Here is a 19,622-nt window from a genome sequence, read left to right on the forward strand (position 1 = left end):
GGAGAAACACTATGACTCTGCGTCAATTCGCAGGGCTTGGAGCCCTGTTGTCCCTCGCTTTACCTGGTCTGGCCCTGGCGGCTGAGCCTGCTGCAGAACCTGTACTCAATTCCGGTGACACCGCATGGATGCTGACCGCCACCGCGCTGGTCCTGTTCATGACCATTCCGGGCCTGGCACTGTTCTACAGCGGCATGGTTCGCTCGAAAAACGTTCTCTCGGTGATGATGCAGTGTTTTGCCATTACCGGTCTTATCAGCATCCTGTGGGTGGTCTACGGCTATAGCCTGGCGTTCGACACGACCGGCATGGAAGAAGGCGTGGTCAACTTCAGTTCGTTTGTCGGCGGCTTCGAGAAAGCCTTCCTGGCGGGCCTGACCCCTTCGAGCCTGACTGGCGCTGCTGCGCTGTTCCCTGAGGCGGTATTCATTACCTTCCAGATGACCTTCGCGATCATCACGCCGGCGTTGATCGTCGGTGCCTTCGCCGAGCGCATGAAGTTCTCCGCGATGCTGGTGTTCATGGCCATCTGGTTCACCCTGGTCTACGCACCGATCGCTCACATGGTCTGGGGCGGTGTTGGTGGCCTGATGTGGGACTGGGGCGTACTGGACTTTGCCGGTGGCACCGTGGTCCACATCAATGCCGGTATCGCGGGCCTGGTGGCTTGCCTGGTACTGGGCAAACGTAAAGGCTACCCGACCACGCCAATGGCTCCGCACAACCTGGGTTACACCCTGATCGGCGCGGCCATGCTGTGGATCGGCTGGTTCGGCTTCAACGCCGGCTCCGCTGCCGCCGCCAACGGCACCGCTGGCATGGCGATGCTGGTCACCCAGATCGCAACCGCGGCTGCAGCGTTGGGCTGGATGTTCGCCGAGTGGCTGACCCACGGCAAGCCAAGTGCTCTGGGCATCGCCTCGGGTGTGGTGGCAGGCCTGGTGGCAATCACCCCGGCCGCCGGTACCGCAGGCCCGATGGGCGCTCTGGTGATCGGCCTGGTCTCGGGTGTGGTGTGTTTCTTCTGCGCCACCAGCCTCAAGCGCAAACTGGGTTATGACGACTCGCTGGATGCCTTCGGCGTGCACGGTGTCGGCGGTATCGTCGGTGCGATCCTCACTGGCGTGTTTGCAGCCCCTGCTCTGGGCGGCTTCGGCACCGTGACTGACATCGGCACCCAGGTCTGGGTGCAGTTCAAGGGTGTCGCCTTCACCGTGGTGTACACCGCAATCGTGACCTACGTGATCCTCAAGGTGCTGGACGTGGTCATGGGGCTGCGGGTCAACGAAGAAGAAGAAGTCGTTGGTCTGGACCTTGCGCAACACAACGAGCGCGGCTACAACCTGTAAGCCTTCTGCGAAAAATGCCCGGCTAGCCGGGCATTTTTTTTGTCTGAAATTTATGGATCACCCGCGCTGCGATGCTGTCATTGATTGTGCATCACGCAGTGTTATAGATCGTTTGCGCCGGTCTCGACGGCACTTTTGCCAGCAACGGCTATTGCTGACAGTAATGTAGGTTTATGGCGCTTTGCTTTTTTCTCAGGCGAGTTAGAATGCGCGCCGAACGTGTGGAGAACGGTATGTGGCAGCAATCAGTGGTCACCCTGCGAGAGCGGTCGCGCGGGTTTCACCTGGTCACCGATGAGATCGTTGCCGGCGTGTCCGGGCTACGGGAGTGTCGGGTTGGATTGCTGCATCTGTGGTTGCAACATACCTCGGCGTCGTTGACCGTCAACGAAAACGCCGACCCGGCTGTGCGTCGTGACTTCGAGCGATTTTTCAACCGCCTGGTGCCTCAGGGTGTGGCGGGCTTCGAACACAACGATGAAGGTCCTGATGACCTGCCGGCGCACTTCAAGGCCAGTTTGCTAGGCTGCCAGTTGATTTTGCCGGTGACGGCCGGACGTTTGGCGCTGGGTACATGGCAAGGTGTTTATCTCGGTGAGCATCGTGATCGCGGTGGTGCTCGCCGGGTCCTGGCCACCCTTCAGGGTGAGCGGGAATAGCCGCTGGTTTGAGCGGCTGCTGGTTCTCACGGCGGCTCGATTTTCCGGGTTGCTGAGCTATAACTAATCTGCTTTCGCAAGTCATGAGGTAGAACATGAGCGACGACGACAACGATAACGATGATCTGGTAGACGACCTGGAAGGCGAGGACGAAGGCGAGGAGCTCAGCGCAGCGCCTGAAGACGACGCTCCTGATGCTGATGATGGCGGCGAAGTTACGGCCGCGCCTGCCAAAGGCAAGTCCAAGGCTGCAGTATCGGTCGATGAACTGCCCAGCATCGAGGCCAAACAAAAGGATCGCGACGCTCTGGCACGCGCCATGGAAGAGTTTCTCTCTCGTGGCGGCAAAGTGCAGGAAGTCGAGGCCAATGTGGTGGCCGACCCGCCCAAGAAGCCGGACAACAAGTACGGCAGCCGCCCTATCTGAGGCGTCTTGAGCGTAAAGAAAAAGCCCGCTGTCGCTGCGGGCTTTTTCTTGCCTGTGATCCGCGCATGGCCCTCGCAGGAGCAGCTTTAGCTGCGAAGCTTTTCGCCGCTAAAGCGCAGCGTCGCCGGCCCCTCGTGCAATCGCAGTTGTGACGCGGCGGCGCTAATTCGTCAGCCCCAGCGAGCCAGCACCTCGGGCAATTGCGACAGGTTATGGATCTCTGCATCCGGACGATGGGTGGCTTCCCAGACCTTGCCCTGCGGGTTGAACCAGATGGTTTTGAGCCCGGCGCGCTGGGCGCCGCCAATGTCATCGTCCGGGTGGTCACCGATATGCACCGCGTGGTCTGCCTCGCAGTTGGCGCGGCGCAGCGCCTCGCGAAACGGTGCGGGGTCGGGTTTGCCGATGCCCAGGTCCTCGGCGCACAGCACAAACCTGAAGTAGTCGGCCAGGCCCAGGCGCCGCACATCGGCGTTGCCGTTGGTGATCACGCCCAGTGCATAGGTCTTGGCAAGGATTTCCAGGGTCGGCTGGACCTCCGGGAACACCTGCACCTGATGGCGGCCATGGAGAAACGCTTCGAAGCTGCGCTCGGCCAGGTCCAGTGCCTGGTCTTCGTCGTAACCCACGTCGCGCAGGGCATGAAACAGCACTTTGCGGCGCAGGGCGCTGATCCGGTGCTTGAGGCCGGGCTCGGCGTTGATCAGCCGGGTGCGGATTTCCCACAGGTGCTCGACCGGTACTGGCCCAAGGCGCGGTGCGTGTTCAATCAGCCAGTCGCGCAGCAGGGTTTCGGCGCCGGCAATGGCCGGGGCGTTATCCCAGAGCGTGTCGTCCAGGTCGAAGGTGATCAGCTTAATCATGGGCATTGCCTTTGCGTTTGGCCCGTGGATGGGCGCTGTCGTACACGGTGGCCAGGTGCTGGAAGTCCAGATGAGTGTAGATTTGCGTGGTGCTGATGTCGGCATGGCCGAGCAGCTCCTGCACCGCACGCAGGTCCTGGGAGGACTCCAGCACGTGGCTGGCGAAGGAGTGGCGCAGCATGTGCGGGTGCAAATTCTGGCCCAGTTCGCGCTCGCCGGCGGCCTTGAGGCGCACCTGCACCGCGCGCTGGCCCAGGCGTTTGCCCTGTTGGCTGATGAACACCGCGTTGTCGCGCGGGTTGGCCAGGGCGCGCAGCTTGAGCCACTCGTCCAGCGCCTGACGCGCCTTGCTGCCGATTGGCAGAACCCGGGTCTTGCTGCCTTTGCCCAGCACTTGTACCAGGCCATCGGCAAGGTCCAACTGGTCGGTGTCCAGGCCGGTCAACTCCGAGAGGCGCAGGCCTGAGGAGTAGAACAACTCCATGATGGCCTGATCGCGACGGGCCAGAAAATCGTCTTCCACCGCGCCATCGAGCAGTTGCGCTGTACGGTCGGTGTCAAGGGTCTTGGGCAGTCGCCGTTCGCCTTTGGGGGGCGCCAGGCCGCCCGCCGGGTCGTGCTGGCACAGGCCTTCACGGTTCAGATACTGATACAGCCCGCGCACGGCCGACAACAGGCGCGCCAGGCTGCGTGAAGACTGGCCTTGCTGATGCTGGCGGGCGATAAAGCTGCGCAGCAACGCAATGTCCAGAGCGCTCCAGTCGCCGAGCGCCTGTTTCTGGCAGAAGGCCAGGACCTTGTCCAGGTCGCGGCGATAAGCCAGCAGGGTGTGCGGTGACACCTGACGCTCACTGCGCAGATGTTCGCAGTAGGCTTGCAGTTGCTGTTCCAATCTCAGCGCACCGAGCGCAAGGCATGAGTGAAGCGCGGCAACAGACGGCTCAGCACTTCGCCGATATAGCCTAGAAACAGCGTGCCCACGGAACTCTTGTAATGCTGCGGGTCACGGCTGCCGATGGCCAGCACGCCATGCAGGCCCTGATGATTGAGGGTCACCAGCGCGGTAGAGCCGACTTCTTTGGCGGGTTCGGCACCGAACAGAAATGCCAGCTCGTGATCGCGCAGTGCGCCGCACACAGCCTTGTCGCCCATCAGCCCGCCGATGGCCTTCTGCGCTTCGCTGCTGCTGATCCAGCGGCCGACTGGCATGCCGTTGTCGCCAAACAGGATCAGGCTGACAAAGGGCACCTGAAAGTCGTGGCGCAGGCTGTCTTCGACGGCCATGATCAGCTCTTCGAGGCTGCCCGCGTCCATCAGCGTCAGGTTCAGGCGTCGGGTTTTTTCGAATAGCCGGTCGTTGTCGCGGGCGACATCCATCAACTGCGACAGTCGGTGACGCATCTCGATGTTGCGTTCGCGCAGCAGCTTGAGCTGGCGTTCGACCAGCGACACGCTGTCGCCGCGCTGGTGCGGGATGCGCATGCTTACCAGCAGTTCGTCGTGCTCGGAGAAAAACTCCGGGTGCTGAAGCAGGTAGGCGATGACCGCCTCCGCTTCAGGATTGAGCCGCGCATCCGCAGTGGATGGCTGCTCGACTAGGGTTGAAGCTGGAGGCTGATCGGTCATCGCATTTGCTCACTCATAGACGAACCTGACCCTCGTAGACCCGTACCGCCGGCCCGGTCATCAACACCGGTTGGCCCGGCCCGGCCCATTCGATGCTCAGGCGGCCACCGGGCAGGTCAATCATGACCGGCGAATCCATCCAGCCCTGACTGATGGCTGCGACGGCGGCTGCACAGGCACCGGTACCGCAGGCCTGGGTTTCCCCGGCGCCACGCTCCCAGACGCGCAACTGCGCGCGCTGGCGGTCTACGACATGCAGGAAACCAACATTGACCCTGGCCGGGAAGCGCGGGTGGTGTTCGATCTTCGGCCCCAGCTCATGCACCGGGGCCTTGTTGATGTCTTCAACGCGAAGTACCGCGTGCGGGTTGCCCATCGATATGGCCGCCAGTTGCACGGTCTGGCCGTCGACCTGCAGATCATAACTGCTGGCCTGTTGCGGCGCCTGGAACGGGATCTGCTCGGGAACCAGCCGTGGCGGGCCCATGTCGACGCTGATCTGGCCGTCATTGCGGACGTCCAGCTCGATGACCCCGCTCTTGGTCTCGACGCGGATCTTGCGTTTGGCGGTCAGGCGCTTGTCCAGCACGAAGCGCGCGAAGCAGCGCGCACCGTTGCCGCACTGCTCGACCTCGGAACCATCGGAGTTGAAGATCCGGTAACGAAAATCCACGTCCGGGTTGCTCGGTGCCTCGACGATCAGCAGTTGATCGAAGCCGATGCCGGTATGCCGGTCACCCCATTGTTTGGCGTGCTTGGGCTGGATGTGCGCGTGCTGACTGACCAGGTCCAGAACCATGAAGTCATTGCCCAGCCCGTGCATTTTGGTAAAACGCAGCAGCATGGATTACTCCGGCAGCAGGCTTTCGCCGGCGAACAACTCGGTCAGGGTTTCGCGGCGGCGCACTTCATGGGCCTGATTGCCATCGACCAGCACCTCGGCGGCGCGGCCACGGGTGTTGTAGTTCGAGCTCATGACAAAACCATAGGCGCCCGCCGAGCGTACGGCCAGCAGGTCGCCTTCAGCCAGGGCCAGCTCGCGGTCTTTGGCCAGGAAGTCGCCGGTTTCGCAGATCGGGCCGACGATGTCGTAAAGGCGGGGCGCGCTGTCACGCGGCTGCACCGCCGAAACGTCCATCCAGGCCTGATACAGGGCCGGGCGGATCAAGTCGTTCATTGCCGCATCGACAATGGCAAAGTCCTTGTGCTCGGTGTGCTTGAGGTACTCGACACGGGTCAACAAGGCGCCGGCATTGGCGACAATGAAACGGCCCGGCTCGAATACCAGGCCCAGGTCGCGGCCTTCAAGGCGCTTGCGCACTGCCTGGATATAATCCTGGGCCAGAGGCGGCTCTTCATCGCGATAACGCACGCCCAGGCCGCCGCCCAGGTCGATATGGCGCAAGTGGATACCGCAATCACCCAGCCGGTCGACCAGATCCAGCAGGCGGTCCAGCGCGTCGATGAACGGTTCCAGAGTGGTCAGCTGCGAGCCGATATGGCAGTCGACGCCGACCACTTCCAGGTTCGGCAACTGCGAGGCGCGGACGTAGACGTCTTCGGCCTGAACAATATCAATGCCGAACTTGTTCTCTTTCAGGCCCGTAGAAATGTAAGGGTGGGTGCCCGCGTCGACGTCCGGGTTGACCCGCAGCGATACCGGCGCGCGTACGCCCAGCTCGGCGGCCACCAGCTGGAGGCGCTCCAGCTCTTCAGTGGACTCGACGTTGAAGCAGTGCACGCCGACTTCCAGCGCCCGGCGCATGTCGTCGCGGCTCTTGCCCACGCCAGAGAAGACGATCTTGTCAGCCCGCCCGCCAGCCGCCAGAACGCGTTCGAGTTCACCGCGTGAAACGATGTCGAAGCCGGCGCCCAGGCGGGCCAGCACGTTGAGCACGCCGAGGTTGGAGTTGGCTTTGACTGCAAAGCAGACCAGGTGCGGCATGCCGTTCAGGGCGTCGGCATAGGCGTTGTACTGCGCCTCGATGTGCGCGCGCGAATAAACGTAGGTCGGCGTGCCGAAGCGTTCGGCGATGGCAGACAGCGCCACGCCTTCCGCGAACAGCTCGCCGTCGCGGTAGTTGAAAGCGTCCATTGAGGTCCCTTAGTTGTGCTTGTGCGAGTGCGACTTGGCTTGTTCGTCGGCAGACTTGGTGTCGTCAGGCAGGTACAGCGGGCCTTTCTGGCCGCAGGCGGTGACAAGACAGGCAACCGCGACGAGCGCAGCAAGCGAAGAGATCAGGCGCTTCATGGCGAAATCCTTTGTATAAGCTTTGATTGGGCCCGAGTATACCGGCCACCTGACGGCTTGCCTATGCAGCGGGCTTTCCGTCTGGCGGGGTTAGCGCGGCAATGACTGGCCGGGCCAGAAAAATGGCGGATTATCGACGCCTGACGAACAAGCAGGCGGCCAGGCTTTGCATTTGCCCGGCTGCGCCCGTATCGTGCGCGGCATGTGATGCCTGACCACTTTTGCGAGGTTCCCCCATGAGTTTGACCGAAGCGCGTTTTCACGATCTGGTCGATGCCACCCAGCAGGCCCTGGAGGACATCTTCGACGAGAGCGATCTGGACCTTGATCTGGAAAATTCGGCCGGCGTGCTGACCGTCAAGTTCGAAAATGGCTCGCAACTGATCTTCAGCCGTCAGGAACCCCTGCGTCAGCTGTGGCTGGCGGCGCGCTCAGGCGGTTATCACTTCGACTACGACCAGGAAGAAAATCGCTGGGTCTGTGATACCAGTGATGAACTGCTGAGCGAAATGCTGCCGCGCATCACTCTTGAGCAGGCGGGCGTCGAACTGGAATTCGACGAGATCTGATGATGACCACCGGCGCCGCTCCACGACCTCCCAAACCGCTGTACAGCAACGTCAGCCCGGCTGTTGCTTCGCCGTGCGTCAGCCTCTGCCGGCTGGATGAAGACAAGGTCTGCCTGGGCTGTTTCCGGCATGTGGAAGACATTCGCGAGTGGCGCTCGGCCGATGACGAGCGGCGCCGGCAGATCCGTCATGCCGCCGAGCAGCGCAGGCTGCAGGCTCAGGCCTGATCCATCGCCTCATTCAGCAGCTTTTCCAGCCGCGCCTTGTGGCGCAGGTAAAGGATGCTCTGGCCGTGGCCGTCATCGAGCAGCCCTGACAAGTCCAGGTCGGTGATGTAGCAGCGGTAGCGCTCCGGTTCCTGACGCTGGGCAAGGATCTGCCGGGCGACCACGGCGTACAGCTGGTCGCCATGCTCCAGTTCGGTGAACTCCCGGTTATTGCAGTACAGCGAGACGTTCATCTGCCCCGGTGAAGCCTCTTCGATAATCGCCTGCACGTCATAGAACGGCTTGTCCGCTGTGGTCGGCGCCTGACGCGGTTCGATGCTGCGGGCATGGCCGCTGCCTGAAGGCAGGATCTGGTAATACAGCACCTCAAGCGACACCGGCTCGTGCGGATTATCCAGGGGCAGCGAGGCGCCGCGCCGGTAAATGAGTGAGTGGAAGAAACGCTGCAAGGGCATTAACAGGCTTTGCTCGTCGTGCCATGGCAGGCGCTGATGCCAGAGTGCGTTGTGCTCGTCGAGCACATAAAGGTCGGCGTAACGGTCGATAACCCGATAGAACACCTGCAGGCATTCTGGCTGACCGTAGGGCATGATCAACGGCAGGTCTTGATCGTCCAGGGCATGCGGGTCCAGATACAGCGGGCTGTAGCAAGGCAGTTCTTCGCCCAGATAGGTGAACAGCCCCGCCACACTGTTGACCACCACCTGGGTTGTCTGGTCGGGCAGCAAGGCCAGAACGTGGTACTGCTGCTGGACCTGGAACAGGTAGCGGTGGTTCAGGCGACGGGCCTGCAACAAGCGGGCGGTATCGATGATTTCCTCGACTCGTTGGGCAATGGCCGGTGCGCGGTTATGGCAGAAGCAGCGCACCTGGATGCGCGGCTGCGTGGCGCCGTCGGGCAGGCTGCCGAGCAATTCGGTCAGGCAGTCGAGCAGCGCGTGCGGCCCCTCATAGCGGCTGACCAGCGTCTCGTTCCAGCTATTGAGGGTCACCTGGTCGAGGGTCAGCACCAGGTTTTCGCGCGTCCCGGCATAGCTCAGCGAGTCGGTACGCTCAGTGGTCATCAGGATATTCAGGTCGCGGTGATGGCGCAGTGGGTCGACCCCGACATTGACCAACAAGAGAATTTGCGCAGGCTCGCTGGGTTGCAACAGTTGCTCGTCGCTGACGCTCGGCAACGGTAGCGGGATGCTCTGCTGCAAGGCGCCGATCAGGTTGAACAGCTCAATCTCGCTCAGATCGCTGCTGCCGGGATGCAGTGCCAGGCGCGTTGTGCTGTCGATGACGCCGTTACGATGACACCAGGTCAGCAGCTCGATCAGCTCGCGGCTGCGTTTGATCGGCGCATGGTTTTCATACTCCTGCACGCCGAGATTGCCGTTGTACAGGCTCCACTGGTGTTTGCCCGGCTCACGCGGGTTGGGCAGGTGGATCAGGGTCAGGGTGTCCTCGGCCAGATCCGGAGCGATACCGGGGTTGATGAACTCGATCTTGCCCGCTTTACGCTCGAAAGCGGCATACAGGCGACGGCCCAGCACGCTCATGTCTCTGGTATTGATCGAGTTGGCGACCTGCCGGGTGCGGGCAAACTGGGTCAGGAAGCGGTAGCTGTAATTGAGTTCGTTGACCAGCGCGCGACGTTCGTGGCTGACTTGCCGGACTTTCCAGTGGTTACGGTTGTCGAGCAGGGTCAGTTGCTGTTCACTCCAACCCCATTGCCGGGTCAGATGTTCCAGCAACTGGCGTTGCCAGCCGCTGCTGCGCTGCCGGCCGGTCAGCTTTTTATTGACCTTCAAGTACAGGCTATGCCGCACCAGTTCCAGACGTTCGGGCTCGTTGCGGGCCAGCAGGTGCTCTTCGATGCGTCGGTACGCCACGATGTAGGGGTCGAGTTCGTCCGGGTCGAGGCGGTGGGCGAACACCTCTTGTTTGTAACGCAGGCTCAGGCACTGAACATGCGGGTACTCGCTGGCATAGACCTCGATCAGCAAGAGCTTGAGCACCGACTTGTAAGGTGACTCGATGCCCTTGTACAACTGCCAGAGCCCGGCGCCGACGAACTCACCCGCCGGAATGTGGGCCATATTGCCCAGGTCGAGCACTTCATCGGCGCGGATGAAGCGCTTGGACAGCAGGGTGTGCGAATACTGCTCGTAACGGGCTTCTTCGTAGGCTGGCACCAGCCACCACAGTGGAATGCGCCCGGCAAGCCAGATGGCGGTGCGGTAGAACTCATCGAGCAACAGGTAGTGCTGGGTGGTGCCGCAATCGTCTGAACTCAGTTGCGTCTCGCGTTCGCCCTCGCGAAAGCGTTGTGGGTCGACCAGAAAGAAGTGTGCTTCGGCGCCTTGGGTGGCGGCCCAGGCTTCCAGTGCCTGGCATTTCTTGCGCAGCTCGGCAATGGCTTCGGGTGTCAGTTCGCTGTCGTGGCAGACCCAGACGTCCATATCGCTTTGCTCGGCCTGTGCCAGCGTCCCCAGGCTGCCCATCAGGAACAGTCCGTGGATTGGCTGCACCGCATGACCATGGCGTGGCTTGTGCGAGAAAGACCGGGTCAGCCGTTGTGCTTCGGCCAGGACCGGGGCCGCCGGCTCGTAATTCGACACACCGGCTGGCGTATTGCCGGATACATAACCGGGCAATAGCGGGTGATTGACGTGAAACAGCAGCGGCAGCAGGGTCAGGACGCTTTGCTGGCGTGAGGAGAGTCCTTCCATGGCGCGTGCCAGACGGCGCTCGTTGAGGCTCAGGAAGCGGTCTTTGAGTTGGCTGAGGACTTTGCGGTCAATGCCCTGATCAAGGTCGGGGCGAATTTCAAATGGGTGCGTCATCGCCACTCAAACCCGGTTCAGGTTTTGTTGTAAGTATTGATGCCGTTACCCCGAACGGGCTGATGCGCTGGGCTTGAACGGCGTAATTGAAAAATGACGCCAATTTTATAGCGCTTCGGGTGGTTCAGGTGAAAAGCCCGGCAAGCTTTTTTATCGCCAGGCTCTGATGGCTGCCGCGAATCAGGCTGCCTTGCGGGAAACGTCGAGAATGGTCAGCAGGGCCTGGGCGTGGCGTGCGGCTTCCAGTCCCAGGCTGGTCAGATAGCCACCGTCGACCTGGGTGGTCAGGCCTTTTTCATTGAGTCGCTGCGCAGCGGCAATCGCACTGGGGGCTGCCACGTGATGGATCTTGAGGCCTTCAAGGGTGTTGTCCAGGTTGAACAGGGCAAGGATTTCCAGTTCAGCAACCAGCTCAGGGGTATAAGACATAGGCGCTCCAGACTTTTTATAGTGGGTATCTTCAAGCGTAGCCCCTCGAACAGATCGTGGCAGGGGGCCTTGGCAGTGTAGTCCCGGTTCTGGAGCTTTGCCTATCAGTCTTGTGGCGGGAGCTCCGGCAAGGCGCGCAAGGCGGTCTCGTACCACTGGCTGTCGAAGGGTCGGTCGGCTTCAAGCATGGCGTCGATCTCGACGGCCAGTACATGGGCCATCATTTCGAGAATGTCGTCACGTTCATAACCCACCAGGGTCAGCTTGTTGTACACCGCCTTGGCGGCCGGCGGATTGTCGGACTCAAGCTGGTTTTCGATGGCCTGGATCAGGGTCGAAGCGGCGAACTGCTCTTCGTCATCGGCATCGATGTCGTGTTCGGGGGTGTTGCTCATGGAGGTTCTCCTGTGAAGCATCGCGGCTGAAGGCGCTCGTGGGAGCAAGCTTCGCTCCCACGGCGACCGGGTGGCGATAGCTCAGCGTGCAGCCAGCAGCGCCTGGCCGCGGGCTACGGCGGCGCGAACCTGGGCCGGTGCGGTCCCGCCGATATGGTTACGGGCGTTGACCGAACCTTCCAGGGTCAGTACCGCGAACACGTCCTGCTCGATCTGGTCACTGAACTGGCGCAGCTCGTCCAGGCTCATTTCAGCCAGATCCTTGCCGGTTTCGACGCCGTACTTCACGGCATGCCCGACGATTTCGTGGCAGTCGCGAAACGGCAGGCCGCGGCGCACCAGATAGTCGGCCAGGTCGGTGGCAGTGGAGAACCCGCGCAACGCGGCTTCGCGCATGATGGCGTGACGCGGCTTGATCGCCGGGATCATGTCGGCAAACGCCCGCAGCGAGTCGCGCAGGGTGTCGGCGGCGTCGAACAGCGGTTCCTTGTCTTCCTGGTTGTCCTTGTTGTAGGCCAGTGGCTGGCCTTTCATCAACGTCAGCAGCCCGGTCAGGGCGCCGAACACGCGGCCGCTCTTGCCGCGCACCAGCTCAGGTACGTCAGGGTTTTTCTTCTGCGGCATGATCGAGCTGCCGGTGCAGAAACGATCCGGCAGGTCAATGAACTGGAACTGGGCGCTGGTCCACAGCACCAACTCTTCCGAGAAGCGCGACAGGTGCATCATCGCCAGCGATGCGGCGGCGCAGAATTCGATAGCGAAATCGCGGTCCGACACGCCGTCCAGCGAGTTGCCGCTGACCGCTTCGAAACCCAGCAACTGGCAGGTCAGCTCACGGTCGATCGGGTAGGTGGTGCCCGCCAGCGCAGCGCTGCCCAGCGGCATGCGATTGGTACGCTTGCGGCAGTCGACCAGGCGCTCATGGTCGCGGCTGAGCATCTCGAACCAGGCCAGCAGATGGTGGCCAAAGGTCACTGGCTGAGCGGTCTGCAGGTGCGTGAAGCCGGGCATGATGGTGTCGGCTTCGCGCTCGGCCTGCTCCAGCAAACCTTGTTGCAGGCGGGTGATTTCGCCGAGGATCAGGTCGATTTCATCGCGCAGCCACAGGCGGATGTCGGTGGCCACCTGGTCGTTACGGCTCCGCCCGGTGTGCAGCTTTTTACCGGTGATGCCGATGCGGTCGGTCAGGCGGGCTTCGATGTTCATGTGCACGTCTTCCAGGTCGACGCGCCATTCGAACTGGCCAGCCTCGATTTCACCCTGGATGGTCGTCAGGCCGTCGATGATGGTGTCGCGTTCGGCATCGCTCAACACGCCGACCTTGGCCAGCATGGTGGCATGGGCGACAGAACCCATGATGTCATGACGATACAGGCGCTGGTCAAAGTTGACGGAGGCGGTGAATCGCGCGACGAACGCGTCGACGGGCTCACTGAAACGGCCGCCCCAGGACTGGTTGGTCTTGTCGGTGCTCATGATTTCGCTCGTTGCTCTGCTTTTGGTTACGAAGTGCGTCGATCATAGCAGGATGGTGTGTTTTTATCCTTGCAGCGCTTGCTGCCGTCATGTGCCGGGCAGAGACTGGACGCCATGCGTGAGGGCCCTATGAAAACCGAAAACGATCAATCCGCTGCGCAACAGGACTTCTTTTTACCCGAACTGTGCCTGCCCCAGACGCTGCTGGTACTGATACTGCTGGCCGAGCTGCTGGTGCTGGCACTGATACTGGTCGAGCCGATCCCTGACGGCTTTCCATGGGTGCGGCTGGCCCTGATGTCGTTGTTCGTGCAGTGGATCGTGCTGCTCTCGGCGGCGCTGCTGTGCGGCCTGCGTCCCTGGCTGGCACGCTTGCCAAGCGGTCTGGCCGGGCTGTCGGGGTGCCTGATGGTGGTGGGGTTGACGCTGCTGTGTACCGTGATCACCGATGTCTGTCAGTTGTCGGGGCGGATCAGCCTGGAGGGCATGGTCGAGCGCTATATTCGCTATTCGGTGATTGCCTTGATCATGTCGGCGCTGATGTTGCGCTATTTTTATCTACAGAGTCAGTGGCGCAAGCAGCAACAGGCCGAGTCTCTGGCCAGGATCGAGGCGCTCCAGGCGCGTATCCGGCCGCACTTTCTGTTCAATACGCTCAACAGTATCGCCAGCCTGGTGGTGAGCAACCCGGTCAAGGCCGAGCAGGCGGTGCTGGATCTGTCTGACCTGTTTCGTGCCAGCCTGGCCCGGCCGGGCACGCTGGTGACCTGGGGTGAGGAACTGGAACTGGCGAGAAGATATTTGTCGATCGAACAATATCGTCTTGGCGAGCGTCTACAGTTGGATTGGGCGGTAAGTGCAATCGCGGATGACTTGCCGATTCCCCAGCTAACCTTGCAACCGTTGCTGGAAAACGCTTTGACCTATGGCATTGCTCCTCGTGTTGATGGAGGGGTGGTCAGGGTCGAGGCAGATTACGAAGGGGGAGAGTTCATATTGTGTGTCAGCAATCCTTATGACGAAGTTGCCCCGCGGCAGACGTCCAACGGCACCCAGCAGGCTTTGTTGAACATAGGTGCGCGAATTACGGCACTTTTTGGTCCTCATGCCAGTCTGAGCGTGGAGCGCCGTGACGGTCGTCACTACACCTGTCTACGCTATCCTTGTGCGAGACTCACGCAGGAAGCCAAAGCAATATGAATGTCCTGATCGTTGATGACGAACCCCTGGCCCGCGAACGATTGAGCCGCCTGGTCGGTGAAATCGAAGGCTACCGGGTTCTTGAACCCAGCGCTGCCAATGGCGAAGAAGCCCTGGCGCTGATTGAAAGCCACAAGCCCGATATCGTGCTGCTCGACATCCTTATGCCAGGCCTCGATGGCCTGCAGGTCGCTGCCAGACTGTGCGAGCGGGAAACCCCGCCCGCCGTTGTATTCTGCACCGCACACGGTGAATTTGCCCTGGATGCGTTTCAGGTCAGCGCGGTCGGCTACCTGGTCAAGCCGGTGCGCCCCGAGCACCTGGCCGAAGCGCTGAAAAAAGCCGAACGACCCAATCGCGTGCAACTGGCCGCGATGACCCGCCCTGCCGCCGAGAGTGGCAACGGTCCGCGCACGCATATCAGTGCCCGGACCCGCAAGGGAATCGAGCTGATTCCCCTGGAGCAGGTGATCTATTTCATCGCCGACCACAAGTACGTCACCCTGCGCCATGAGGGGGGAGAGGTCTTGCTCGATGAGCCGCTCAAGGCGCTTGAGGACGAGTTCGGCGACCGATTCGTGCGCATCCACCGCAATGCTCTGGTGGCCCGTGAGCGAATCGAGCGCCTGCAGCGAACGCCCCTTGGGCATTTTCAGTTGTACCTCAAGGGTCTCAACGGCGATGCCCTGGTGGTCAGTCGTCGGCATGTGGCCGGCGTGCGCAAGATGATGCAGCAGCTTTGACGTTCTTCAGGACGGACGATTCGCGGCTCGTCCGTACCTGTCTGGCGTAAATGGACATTTCGACGCTGTTTTCGACAAAGCAGACTGTGCGCAGGACGACTATCGTCACTGGCCTCGCCAAAACGCGGCCCCGGACGGGTATGGGCAGTGTTTTCGTTGATTCGTGTCAGTGACCTGCCGGGAGTTCACCGGCAGCACTCCAAGCGCACGCGGCCGAACTGTTATCATCGGCGGTCTTTACCCTGTACGGATTGATCCATGTCCATTCGCGAGATCCGCATCGCTACCCGCAAAAGCGCACTGGCCCTGTGGCAGGCCGAGTATGTCAAAGCCCGCCTGGAACAGGCCCATCCGGGGCTGATCGTGACCTTGGTGCCGATGGTCAGCCGTGGCGACAAACTGCTCGACTCACCGCTGTCGAAAATCGGTGGCAAAGGCCTGTTCGTCAAAGAGCTGGAAACGGCGCTGCTGGAAAATCAGGCCGATATCGCTGTGCACTCAATGAAAGACGTGCCCATGGACTTCCCCGAGGGGTTGGGCCTGTTTTGCATCTGTGAGCGTGAAGACCCGCGTGATGCGTTCGTTTCCAACCATTTTGTCAGTCTTGATGCGCTGCCGCCGGGCAGTGTGGTGGGCACTTCAAGCCTGCGCCGTCAGGCCCAGTTGCTGGCCTTGCGTCCTGACCTGAAGATTCAGTTCTTGCGCGGCAACGTCAATACGCGCCTGGCCAAGCTTGATGCGGGTGAGTACGACGCGATTATCCTCGCCGCTGCCGGTTTGATACGGCTGGGCTTCGAGGCGCGTATCACCGCCAACCTGAGTATCGAAAACAGCCTGCCTGCCGGCGGCCAGGGCGCGGTGGGCATTGAATGCCGCAGCGCCGATGCGCAAATCCATGCGTTGCTGGCGCCGCTGCACCACGCCGACACGGCGGCGCGGGTGAGTGCTGAGCGTGCGCTCAATCGTCACCTCAACGGCGGCTGCCAGGTGCCGATCGCCTGTTATGCGGTGCTTGAAGGCGAACAGTTGTGGTTGCGCGGCCTGGTCGGCGAGCCGGCTGGCGGTGTGCTGCTGCGCGCTGAGGCACGTGCCTCCCGGGACGCGGCCCAGGCGTTGGGTGTGCAGGTGGCCGAGGACCTGCTGGCGCAGGGCGCAGAGCGCATTCTGCACGCCATTTATGGTCAGGCCGCAGAGTGATGAGCGCCTGGCGCCTGTTGCTGACCCGGCCTGCCGAAGAATCGGCGCAGGTGGCGCATGAGCTGGCCGCAGCAGGGATCTTTTCCAGCAGCCTGCCGCTGCTGGAGACCGAGCCGCTTGTGCTCGATGACGCGCAGCGCGCAAAGATCTTCGAATTGATGCACTACCAGGCGGTGATCGTGGTCAGCAAGCCGGCAGCGCGTCTGGTCGTCGAACTGCTGGATGAAATCTGGCCGCAGCCGCCCATCCAGCCGTGGTTTTGCGTAGGCCGCGGCACCGGGCAGATCTTGCTTGATTACGGTCTGCTGGATGTGACCTGGCCAGTGCAGGGTGACGACAGCGAAGCCTTGCTCGATTTGCCGCAATTGCATCAGGCCATCGCCATACCGGGAAGTCGTGTGTTAATCATGCGCGGTGAAGACGGACGCGAGTGGATGGCCGAGCGGTTGCGCGAGTCGGGTGTGCGGGTCGACTACCTGCCATTGTACCGCCGCTTCAGGCCCGATTACCCCGTCGCTGCGTTGCCACAGCGCGTGGCGGGGGAACGCTTGAACGGGCTGGTGGTCAGCAGTGGGCAGGGTCTTGAGCATTTGCTGCAGATGGCGGGAGACTGCTGGCCTGAATTGGCGGGTCTGCCGTTATTCGTACCGAGCCCCCGGGTCGCGGAGCTGGCACGTGATGCCGGTGCCCGTATTGTCGTCGATTGCCGTGGTGCCAGTACTGCGGCCTTGTTACAAGCCGTACAGGCAACCCCTGAACCCGCGGTGGCGGCGCCCTGATCGATCAAGCGTTGTGGAAAACGACGCCTAACTGCAAAGGATGGACACGTGAGCGAAACAGCCTTGCCCAAAGACGAAGAAGCGTTGTCGAAGACTTCGCCAGCAACTCCCGCCCCCAAGCGCAGCGGTAACCGAGGCAGTGGTCTGGCGGTTCTGGCCCTGTTGCTGGGGATTGCCGGTGTCGGTGTAGCCGGTTGGGGAGTATGGCAATTACGCATGCTCCAGGCGGGCCATCTGCAGCAGCGCAGTCAGGTGCAGGATATCGCCGAGCAGACCCTGGCTCTGGCGCGTACTGACCAGCAACTGAACGCGCGTCTGGCGCAGTTTCCGCCGGCCGCCCAGCTTGAAGACAACCGCCGCTTGGTGGCGCAGTTGCAGGGTGACCAGCAACGCCTGAGCCAGCGCCTGGAAACCGTACTCGGTGCCAGCCGCAAAGACTGGCGTCTGGCTGAGGCCGAGCATCTGCTGCGTCTGGCCAGCCTGCGTCTGTCGGCGTTGCAGGACATCAACAGTGCCCGCGCGCTGGTCCAGGGTGCCGACGAAATCCTGCGTGAGCAGGATGATCCGGGGGCTTTCGCTGCCCGCGAGCAGCTGGCGCGGAGCATGACGGCGCTGCGCAGTGTCGAGCAACCTGACCGTACCGGCCTGTTCCTGCAACTGTCGGCGCTGCGTGAGCAGGCCTTGCAGCTCAACGCGCTGGCGCCGGAGTACCAGGACAAGGGCGAGTCGCTGTTCGGCCTGACCTCCAGCCAGAGCGAAGACAGCTACTGGAGCCGCTGGTGGAAGCAGATTTCCCACTACATCCGCATCGACTTCAATGCCGACAAGGACATTCGCCCGCTGCTCGCCGGGCAGAGCCTGGCGCAGGTGCGTCTGGCCCTGACCCTGGCGTTGGAGCAGGCGCAGTGGGCTGCGCTCAATGGCGAGCCGCAGGTCTACGCCAAGTCGATTGGCGAGGCGCGCAGCGTGCTGGATACCAACTTCAACAAAGACAATCCGCAGAGCAAGGTCATCGCCGAGCGTCTGGCGGCCCTGGCCGGCCAGCAGGTGTCGGTGCTGACTCCGGACCTGGCGCAAAGCCTCAGCGCGGTACAGGCTTACCTGGAGCGTCGCCAGATGTCGCCACAGCCGGCTGAAACGCAGCGGGGGACCAGCCCATGAAGCGCTTTTACATCCTGCTCTTTATTGCCATTGCTGTCGCGGCCCTGATCGGGGTCGCCATGGCCGAGCACGCTGGCTATGTACTGATTTCCTATCAGAACTTCCGTTACGAATCGAGCCTCTGGGCGGCCCTGGGTCTGTTGCTGGCGCTCTGGCTGGTGCTGCTGGTTGCGCGTTTGTTGATCGGGTTGGTCAGCGCCTCCAGCGGCCTGGTCAATCCCTGGTCGCGACACAACCGCAGCCGCCGGGTGCAGATCGCGGTCGAACAGGGCCAGATGGACCTGGCTGAAGGCCGCTGGGCCAGCGCCCAGCGTCATCTGCATCGCGCCGCAGAGGCTGATCCGCAGCCGCTGCTCTATTACCTCGGGGCTGCCCGCGCCGCCAATGAGCAAGGCCGTTACGAGGACTGCGACAGTCTGCTCGAGCGTGCCTTGCAGCGTCAGCCGCAAGCCGAACTGGCAGTAGCCCTGAGTCATGCCCAGTTGCAGCAGGACCGTGGCGATACCGATGGTGCGCTGGTGACCCTGCAGGCGATGCAGGAGCGTCACCGGCATAACCCGCAGGTGCTGCGTCAGTTGCAACGTCTGTACCTGCTGCGCGGCGACTGGTCCGAACTGGTGCGTCTGATGCCTGAGTTGCGCAAAGACAAAGTGCTGCCGGCGGCCGAGCTGGCCGAGCTGGAGCGCCGTGCCTGGGGCGAAAACCTCAGCCTGGCAGCCTGGCGTGAAACCGACAATGCCAGCGCCAGTGGCCTGGCGTCGCTGGACCAGGCCTGGAAGGCGCTCAGTTCTGCGCAGCGTCAGGAACCGGCCCTGGTGTTGGCCTACGCCGAGCAGTTGCGACGTCTGAATGCCGAGGCTCAGGCCGAAGATGTATTGCGCTCCGCGCTCAAGCGCGACTACAACAGCCATCTGGCCCGTCTGTATGGTCTGGTGCGTGGCGCCGACAACGGCAAGCAGTTGCAGGCAGCCGAAGGCTGGCTGAAACAGCACCCCGAAGATCCCAGCCTGCTGCTGACCCTGGGGCGCATTTGCCTGCAAGGGCGCCTATGGGGCAAGGCGCGGGATTATCTGGAAAGCAGCCTGCGCTTTGAGCCCAATCCGGAGACCTGCGCTGAACTGGCGCGGCTGTTGGCTCAGTTGGGTGAAACCGAGCGCAGCAACCAGTTGTTCCAGCAAGGTCTGGGCATGCTCGATGAGCGCCTGCTGGCCCGGCCGTTGCCCGCATTGAGTCGCGCCTGAAAATGCGTCATGCAGGGGCCGATGGCGGGCTCCTGCGGCGATTGACCGCATTTTTCAGTGGTGTTGCGTGGTTGACAGAAATGCGTCCAGGAATATTCCTACGCTATAAGGTAAAAATCCTGCATTTGTGTGTGTATTTTTCCTTTTGTTTTCAGCGAAACATCGGAAGGTCAGCGCCTTGAAAGCGTAAGGCGCTTT

21 protein-coding genes are annotated in these 19,622 nt (G+C 62.0%); 11 read left to right on the plus strand and 10 right to left on the minus strand.

All coding sequences use genetic code 11. The features are described 5' to 3' along the window. The first annotated feature begins 11 nt into the window (after positions 1 to 11). The 3 genes from NRB16_RS20645 to sutA all read left to right on the plus strand — a co-directional run bounded on the left by NRB16_RS20645 (position 12) and on the right by sutA (position 2,436). Positions 12 to 1,349 (plus strand): ammonium transporter, encoded by a 1,338-nt coding sequence (locus NRB16_RS20645; protein WP_045484880.1) that lies wholly within the window; start codon positions 12 to 14, stop codon positions 1,347 to 1,349. 233 nt (positions 1,350 to 1,582) lie between these two features. Continuing rightward, the gene (locus NRB16_RS20650; protein WP_045493996.1) at positions 1,583 to 2,008 is read left to right on the plus strand and encodes a secondary thiamine-phosphate synthase enzyme YjbQ; all 426 of its coding nucleotides are present in this window, start codon (positions 1,583 to 1,585) and stop codon (positions 2,006 to 2,008) included. A 95-nt stretch (positions 2,009 to 2,103) separates the two neighbouring features. Next, positions 2,104 to 2,436: a transcriptional regulator SutA gene (sutA, locus tag NRB16_RS20655; RefSeq protein WP_045484878.1), complete on the plus strand. Its 333-nt coding sequence runs from the start codon at positions 2,104 to 2,106 to the stop codon at positions 2,434 to 2,436. Between the two features lie 170 nt (positions 2,437 to 2,606). On the opposite strand, the gene NRB16_RS20660 is transcribed toward sutA, so the two are convergent. From NRB16_RS20660 to NRB16_RS20685, 6 genes are read right to left on the minus strand one after another with little or no spacing between them, the layout of a single operon-like run. After that, a complete protein-coding gene (locus tag NRB16_RS20660) occupies positions 2,607 to 3,299 on the minus strand; it encodes an HAD family hydrolase (protein ID WP_045484877.1) in 693 nt (230 codons plus the stop codon). After that, a complete protein-coding gene (xerC, locus tag NRB16_RS20665; RefSeq protein WP_253139900.1) occupies positions 3,292 to 4,191 on the minus strand; it encodes a tyrosine recombinase XerC in 900 nt (299 codons plus the stop codon). The genes NRB16_RS20660 and xerC overlap by 8 nt, the downstream gene beginning before the upstream one ends. A gap of 2 nt (positions 4,192 to 4,193) precedes the next feature. Beyond that, positions 4,194 to 4,925 (minus strand): DUF484 family protein, encoded by a 732-nt coding sequence (locus NRB16_RS20670; RefSeq protein ID WP_045484875.1) that lies wholly within the window; start codon positions 4,923 to 4,925, stop codon positions 4,194 to 4,196. A gap of 13 nt (positions 4,926 to 4,938) precedes the next feature. After that, positions 4,939 to 5,769, minus strand: a complete 831-nt coding sequence (gene dapF / locus NRB16_RS20675; protein ID WP_253114125.1) for a diaminopimelate epimerase — start codon at positions 5,767 to 5,769, stop codon at positions 4,939 to 4,941. Positions 5,770 to 5,772: 3 nt separating this feature from the next. Further along, positions 5,773 to 7,020, minus strand: a complete 1,248-nt coding sequence (gene lysA / locus NRB16_RS20680) for a diaminopimelate decarboxylase (protein WP_257106830.1) — start codon at positions 7,018 to 7,020, stop codon at positions 5,773 to 5,775. A 9-nt stretch (positions 7,021 to 7,029) separates the two neighbouring features. Continuing rightward, entirely contained in the window at positions 7,030 to 7,176 is a 147-nt protein-coding gene (locus NRB16_RS20685; RefSeq protein ID WP_045484871.1) for a lipoprotein, read from the minus strand. A 236-nt stretch (positions 7,177 to 7,412) separates the two neighbouring features. On the opposite strand from NRB16_RS20685, the gene cyaY reads away from it, so the two are divergent. Together cyaY and NRB16_RS20695 are read left to right on the plus strand one after the other, a co-directional pair. Further along, positions 7,413 to 7,745 carry an iron donor protein CyaY gene (gene cyaY / locus NRB16_RS20690; RefSeq protein WP_045484869.1) on the plus strand — a complete coding sequence of 111 codons (333 nt, stop codon included), beginning with the start codon at positions 7,413 to 7,415 and terminating at the stop codon, positions 7,743 to 7,745. A gap of 2 nt (positions 7,746 to 7,747) precedes the next feature. Then, a complete protein-coding gene (locus NRB16_RS20695) occupies positions 7,748 to 7,972 on the plus strand; it encodes a DUF1289 domain-containing protein (protein ID WP_045493993.1) in 225 nt (74 codons plus the stop codon). Here NRB16_RS20695 and NRB16_RS20700 read toward each other — a convergent pair. The 4 genes from NRB16_RS20700 to argH all read right to left on the minus strand — a co-directional run bounded on the left by NRB16_RS20700 (position 7,963) and on the right by argH (position 13,103). Next, positions 7,963 to 10,803 (minus strand): class I adenylate cyclase, encoded by a 2,841-nt coding sequence (locus NRB16_RS20700; RefSeq protein ID WP_257106831.1) that lies wholly within the window; start codon positions 10,801 to 10,803, stop codon positions 7,963 to 7,965. The genes NRB16_RS20695 and NRB16_RS20700 overlap by 10 nt on opposite strands. 180 nt (positions 10,804 to 10,983) lie before the next feature. Next, positions 10,984 to 11,232, minus strand: a complete 249-nt coding sequence (locus NRB16_RS20705) for a TIGR02647 family protein (RefSeq protein WP_253114132.1) — start codon at positions 11,230 to 11,232, stop codon at positions 10,984 to 10,986. A 104-nt stretch (positions 11,233 to 11,336) separates the two neighbouring features. Then, entirely contained in the window at positions 11,337 to 11,627 is a 291-nt protein-coding gene (locus tag NRB16_RS20710; RefSeq protein ID WP_253139906.1) for a hypothetical protein, read from the minus strand. A gap of 81 nt (positions 11,628 to 11,708) precedes the next feature. Continuing rightward, entirely contained in the window at positions 11,709 to 13,103 is a 1,395-nt protein-coding gene (argH, locus tag NRB16_RS20715) for an argininosuccinate lyase (RefSeq protein ID WP_045484861.1), read from the minus strand. A gap of 114 nt (positions 13,104 to 13,217) precedes the next feature. Here argH and NRB16_RS20720 point away from each other — a divergent pair, with 114 nt between their 5' ends. The 6 genes from NRB16_RS20720 to NRB16_RS20745 all read left to right on the plus strand — a co-directional run bounded on the left by NRB16_RS20720 (position 13,218) and on the right by NRB16_RS20745 (position 19,424). Then, the gene (locus NRB16_RS20720) at positions 13,218 to 14,303 is read left to right on the plus strand and encodes a sensor histidine kinase (protein WP_045493990.1); all 1,086 of its coding nucleotides are present in this window, start codon (positions 13,218 to 13,220) and stop codon (positions 14,301 to 14,303) included. Continuing rightward, positions 14,300 to 15,046, plus strand: a complete 747-nt coding sequence (locus NRB16_RS20725; protein ID WP_045484858.1) for a LytTR family DNA-binding domain-containing protein — start codon at positions 14,300 to 14,302, stop codon at positions 15,044 to 15,046. Before NRB16_RS20720 ends, NRB16_RS20725 begins: the two co-directional genes overlap by 4 nt. Before the next feature lie 258 nt (positions 15,047 to 15,304). Further along, a complete protein-coding gene (hemC, locus tag NRB16_RS20730) occupies positions 15,305 to 16,243 on the plus strand; it encodes a hydroxymethylbilane synthase (RefSeq protein ID WP_045484855.1) in 939 nt (312 codons plus the stop codon). Next, positions 16,243 to 17,022 carry a uroporphyrinogen-III synthase gene (locus NRB16_RS20735; protein ID WP_045484852.1) on the plus strand — a complete coding sequence of 260 codons (780 nt, stop codon included), beginning with the start codon at positions 16,243 to 16,245 and terminating at the stop codon, positions 17,020 to 17,022. Before hemC ends, NRB16_RS20735 begins: the two co-directional genes overlap by 1 nt. Positions 17,023 to 17,070: 48 nt before the next feature. Further along, a complete protein-coding gene (locus tag NRB16_RS20740; protein WP_253114138.1) occupies positions 17,071 to 18,183 on the plus strand; it encodes a uroporphyrinogen-III C-methyltransferase in 1,113 nt (370 codons plus the stop codon). After that, positions 18,180 to 19,424 (plus strand): heme biosynthesis protein HemY, encoded by a 1,245-nt coding sequence (locus NRB16_RS20745; RefSeq protein ID WP_257106832.1) that lies wholly within the window; start codon positions 18,180 to 18,182, stop codon positions 19,422 to 19,424. Before NRB16_RS20740 ends, NRB16_RS20745 begins: the two co-directional genes overlap by 4 nt. Positions 19,425 to 19,622 lie beyond the last annotated feature (198 nt).

The sequence above is a fragment of the Pseudomonas sp. LJDD11 genome (genome assembly GCF_024584215.1).
Taxonomy (GTDB): domain Bacteria; phylum Pseudomonadota; class Gammaproteobacteria; order Pseudomonadales; family Pseudomonadaceae; genus Aquipseudomonas.

Coding starts and splice junctions, on each gene's coding strand:
- cyaY (WP_045484869.1), top strand. CDS start 7,413: ATGAGTTTGACCGAAGCGCGTTTTCACGATCTGGTCGATGCCACCCAG.
- NRB16_RS20670 (WP_045484875.1), bottom strand. CDS start 4,925: ATGACCGATCAGCCTCCAGCTTCAACCCTAGTCGAGCAGCCATCCACT.
- NRB16_RS20650 (WP_045493996.1), top strand. CDS start 1,583: ATGTGGCAGCAATCAGTGGTCACCCTGCGAGAGCGGTCGCGCGGGTTT.
- NRB16_RS20700 (WP_257106831.1), bottom strand. CDS start 10,803: ATGACGCACCCATTTGAAATTCGCCCCGACCTTGATCAGGGCATTGAC.
- dapF (WP_253114125.1), bottom strand. CDS start 5,769: ATGCTGCTGCGTTTTACCAAAATGCACGGGCTGGGCAATGACTTCATG.
- NRB16_RS20645 (WP_045484880.1), top strand. CDS start 12: ATGACTCTGCGTCAATTCGCAGGGCTTGGAGCCCTGTTGTCCCTCGCT.
- NRB16_RS20685 (WP_045484871.1), bottom strand. CDS start 7,176: ATGAAGCGCCTGATCTCTTCGCTTGCTGCGCTCGTCGCGGTTGCCTGT.
- NRB16_RS20735 (WP_045484852.1), top strand. CDS start 16,243: ATGAGCGCCTGGCGCCTGTTGCTGACCCGGCCTGCCGAAGAATCGGCG.
- NRB16_RS20660 (WP_045484877.1), bottom strand. CDS start 3,299: ATGATTAAGCTGATCACCTTCGACCTGGACGACACGCTCTGGGATAAC.
- NRB16_RS20745 (WP_257106832.1), top strand. CDS start 18,180: ATGAAGCGCTTTTACATCCTGCTCTTTATTGCCATTGCTGTCGCGGCC.
- lysA (WP_257106830.1), bottom strand. CDS start 7,020: ATGGACGCTTTCAACTACCGCGACGGCGAGCTGTTCGCGGAAGGCGTG.
- NRB16_RS20695 (WP_045493993.1), top strand. CDS start 7,748: ATGACCACCGGCGCCGCTCCACGACCTCCCAAACCGCTGTACAGCAAC.
- argH (WP_045484861.1), bottom strand. CDS start 13,103: ATGAGCACCGACAAGACCAACCAGTCCTGGGGCGGCCGTTTCAGTGAG.
- hemC (WP_045484855.1), top strand. CDS start 15,305: ATGTCCATTCGCGAGATCCGCATCGCTACCCGCAAAAGCGCACTGGCC.
- sutA (WP_045484878.1), top strand. CDS start 2,104: ATGAGCGACGACGACAACGATAACGATGATCTGGTAGACGACCTGGAA.
- NRB16_RS20725 (WP_045484858.1), top strand. CDS start 14,300: ATGAATGTCCTGATCGTTGATGACGAACCCCTGGCCCGCGAACGATTG.
- NRB16_RS20710 (WP_253139906.1), bottom strand. CDS start 11,627: ATGAGCAACACCCCCGAACACGACATCGATGCCGATGACGAAGAGCAG.
- NRB16_RS20705 (WP_253114132.1), bottom strand. CDS start 11,232: ATGTCTTATACCCCTGAGCTGGTTGCTGAACTGGAAATCCTTGCCCTG.
- NRB16_RS20720 (WP_045493990.1), top strand. CDS start 13,218: ATGCGTGAGGGCCCTATGAAAACCGAAAACGATCAATCCGCTGCGCAA.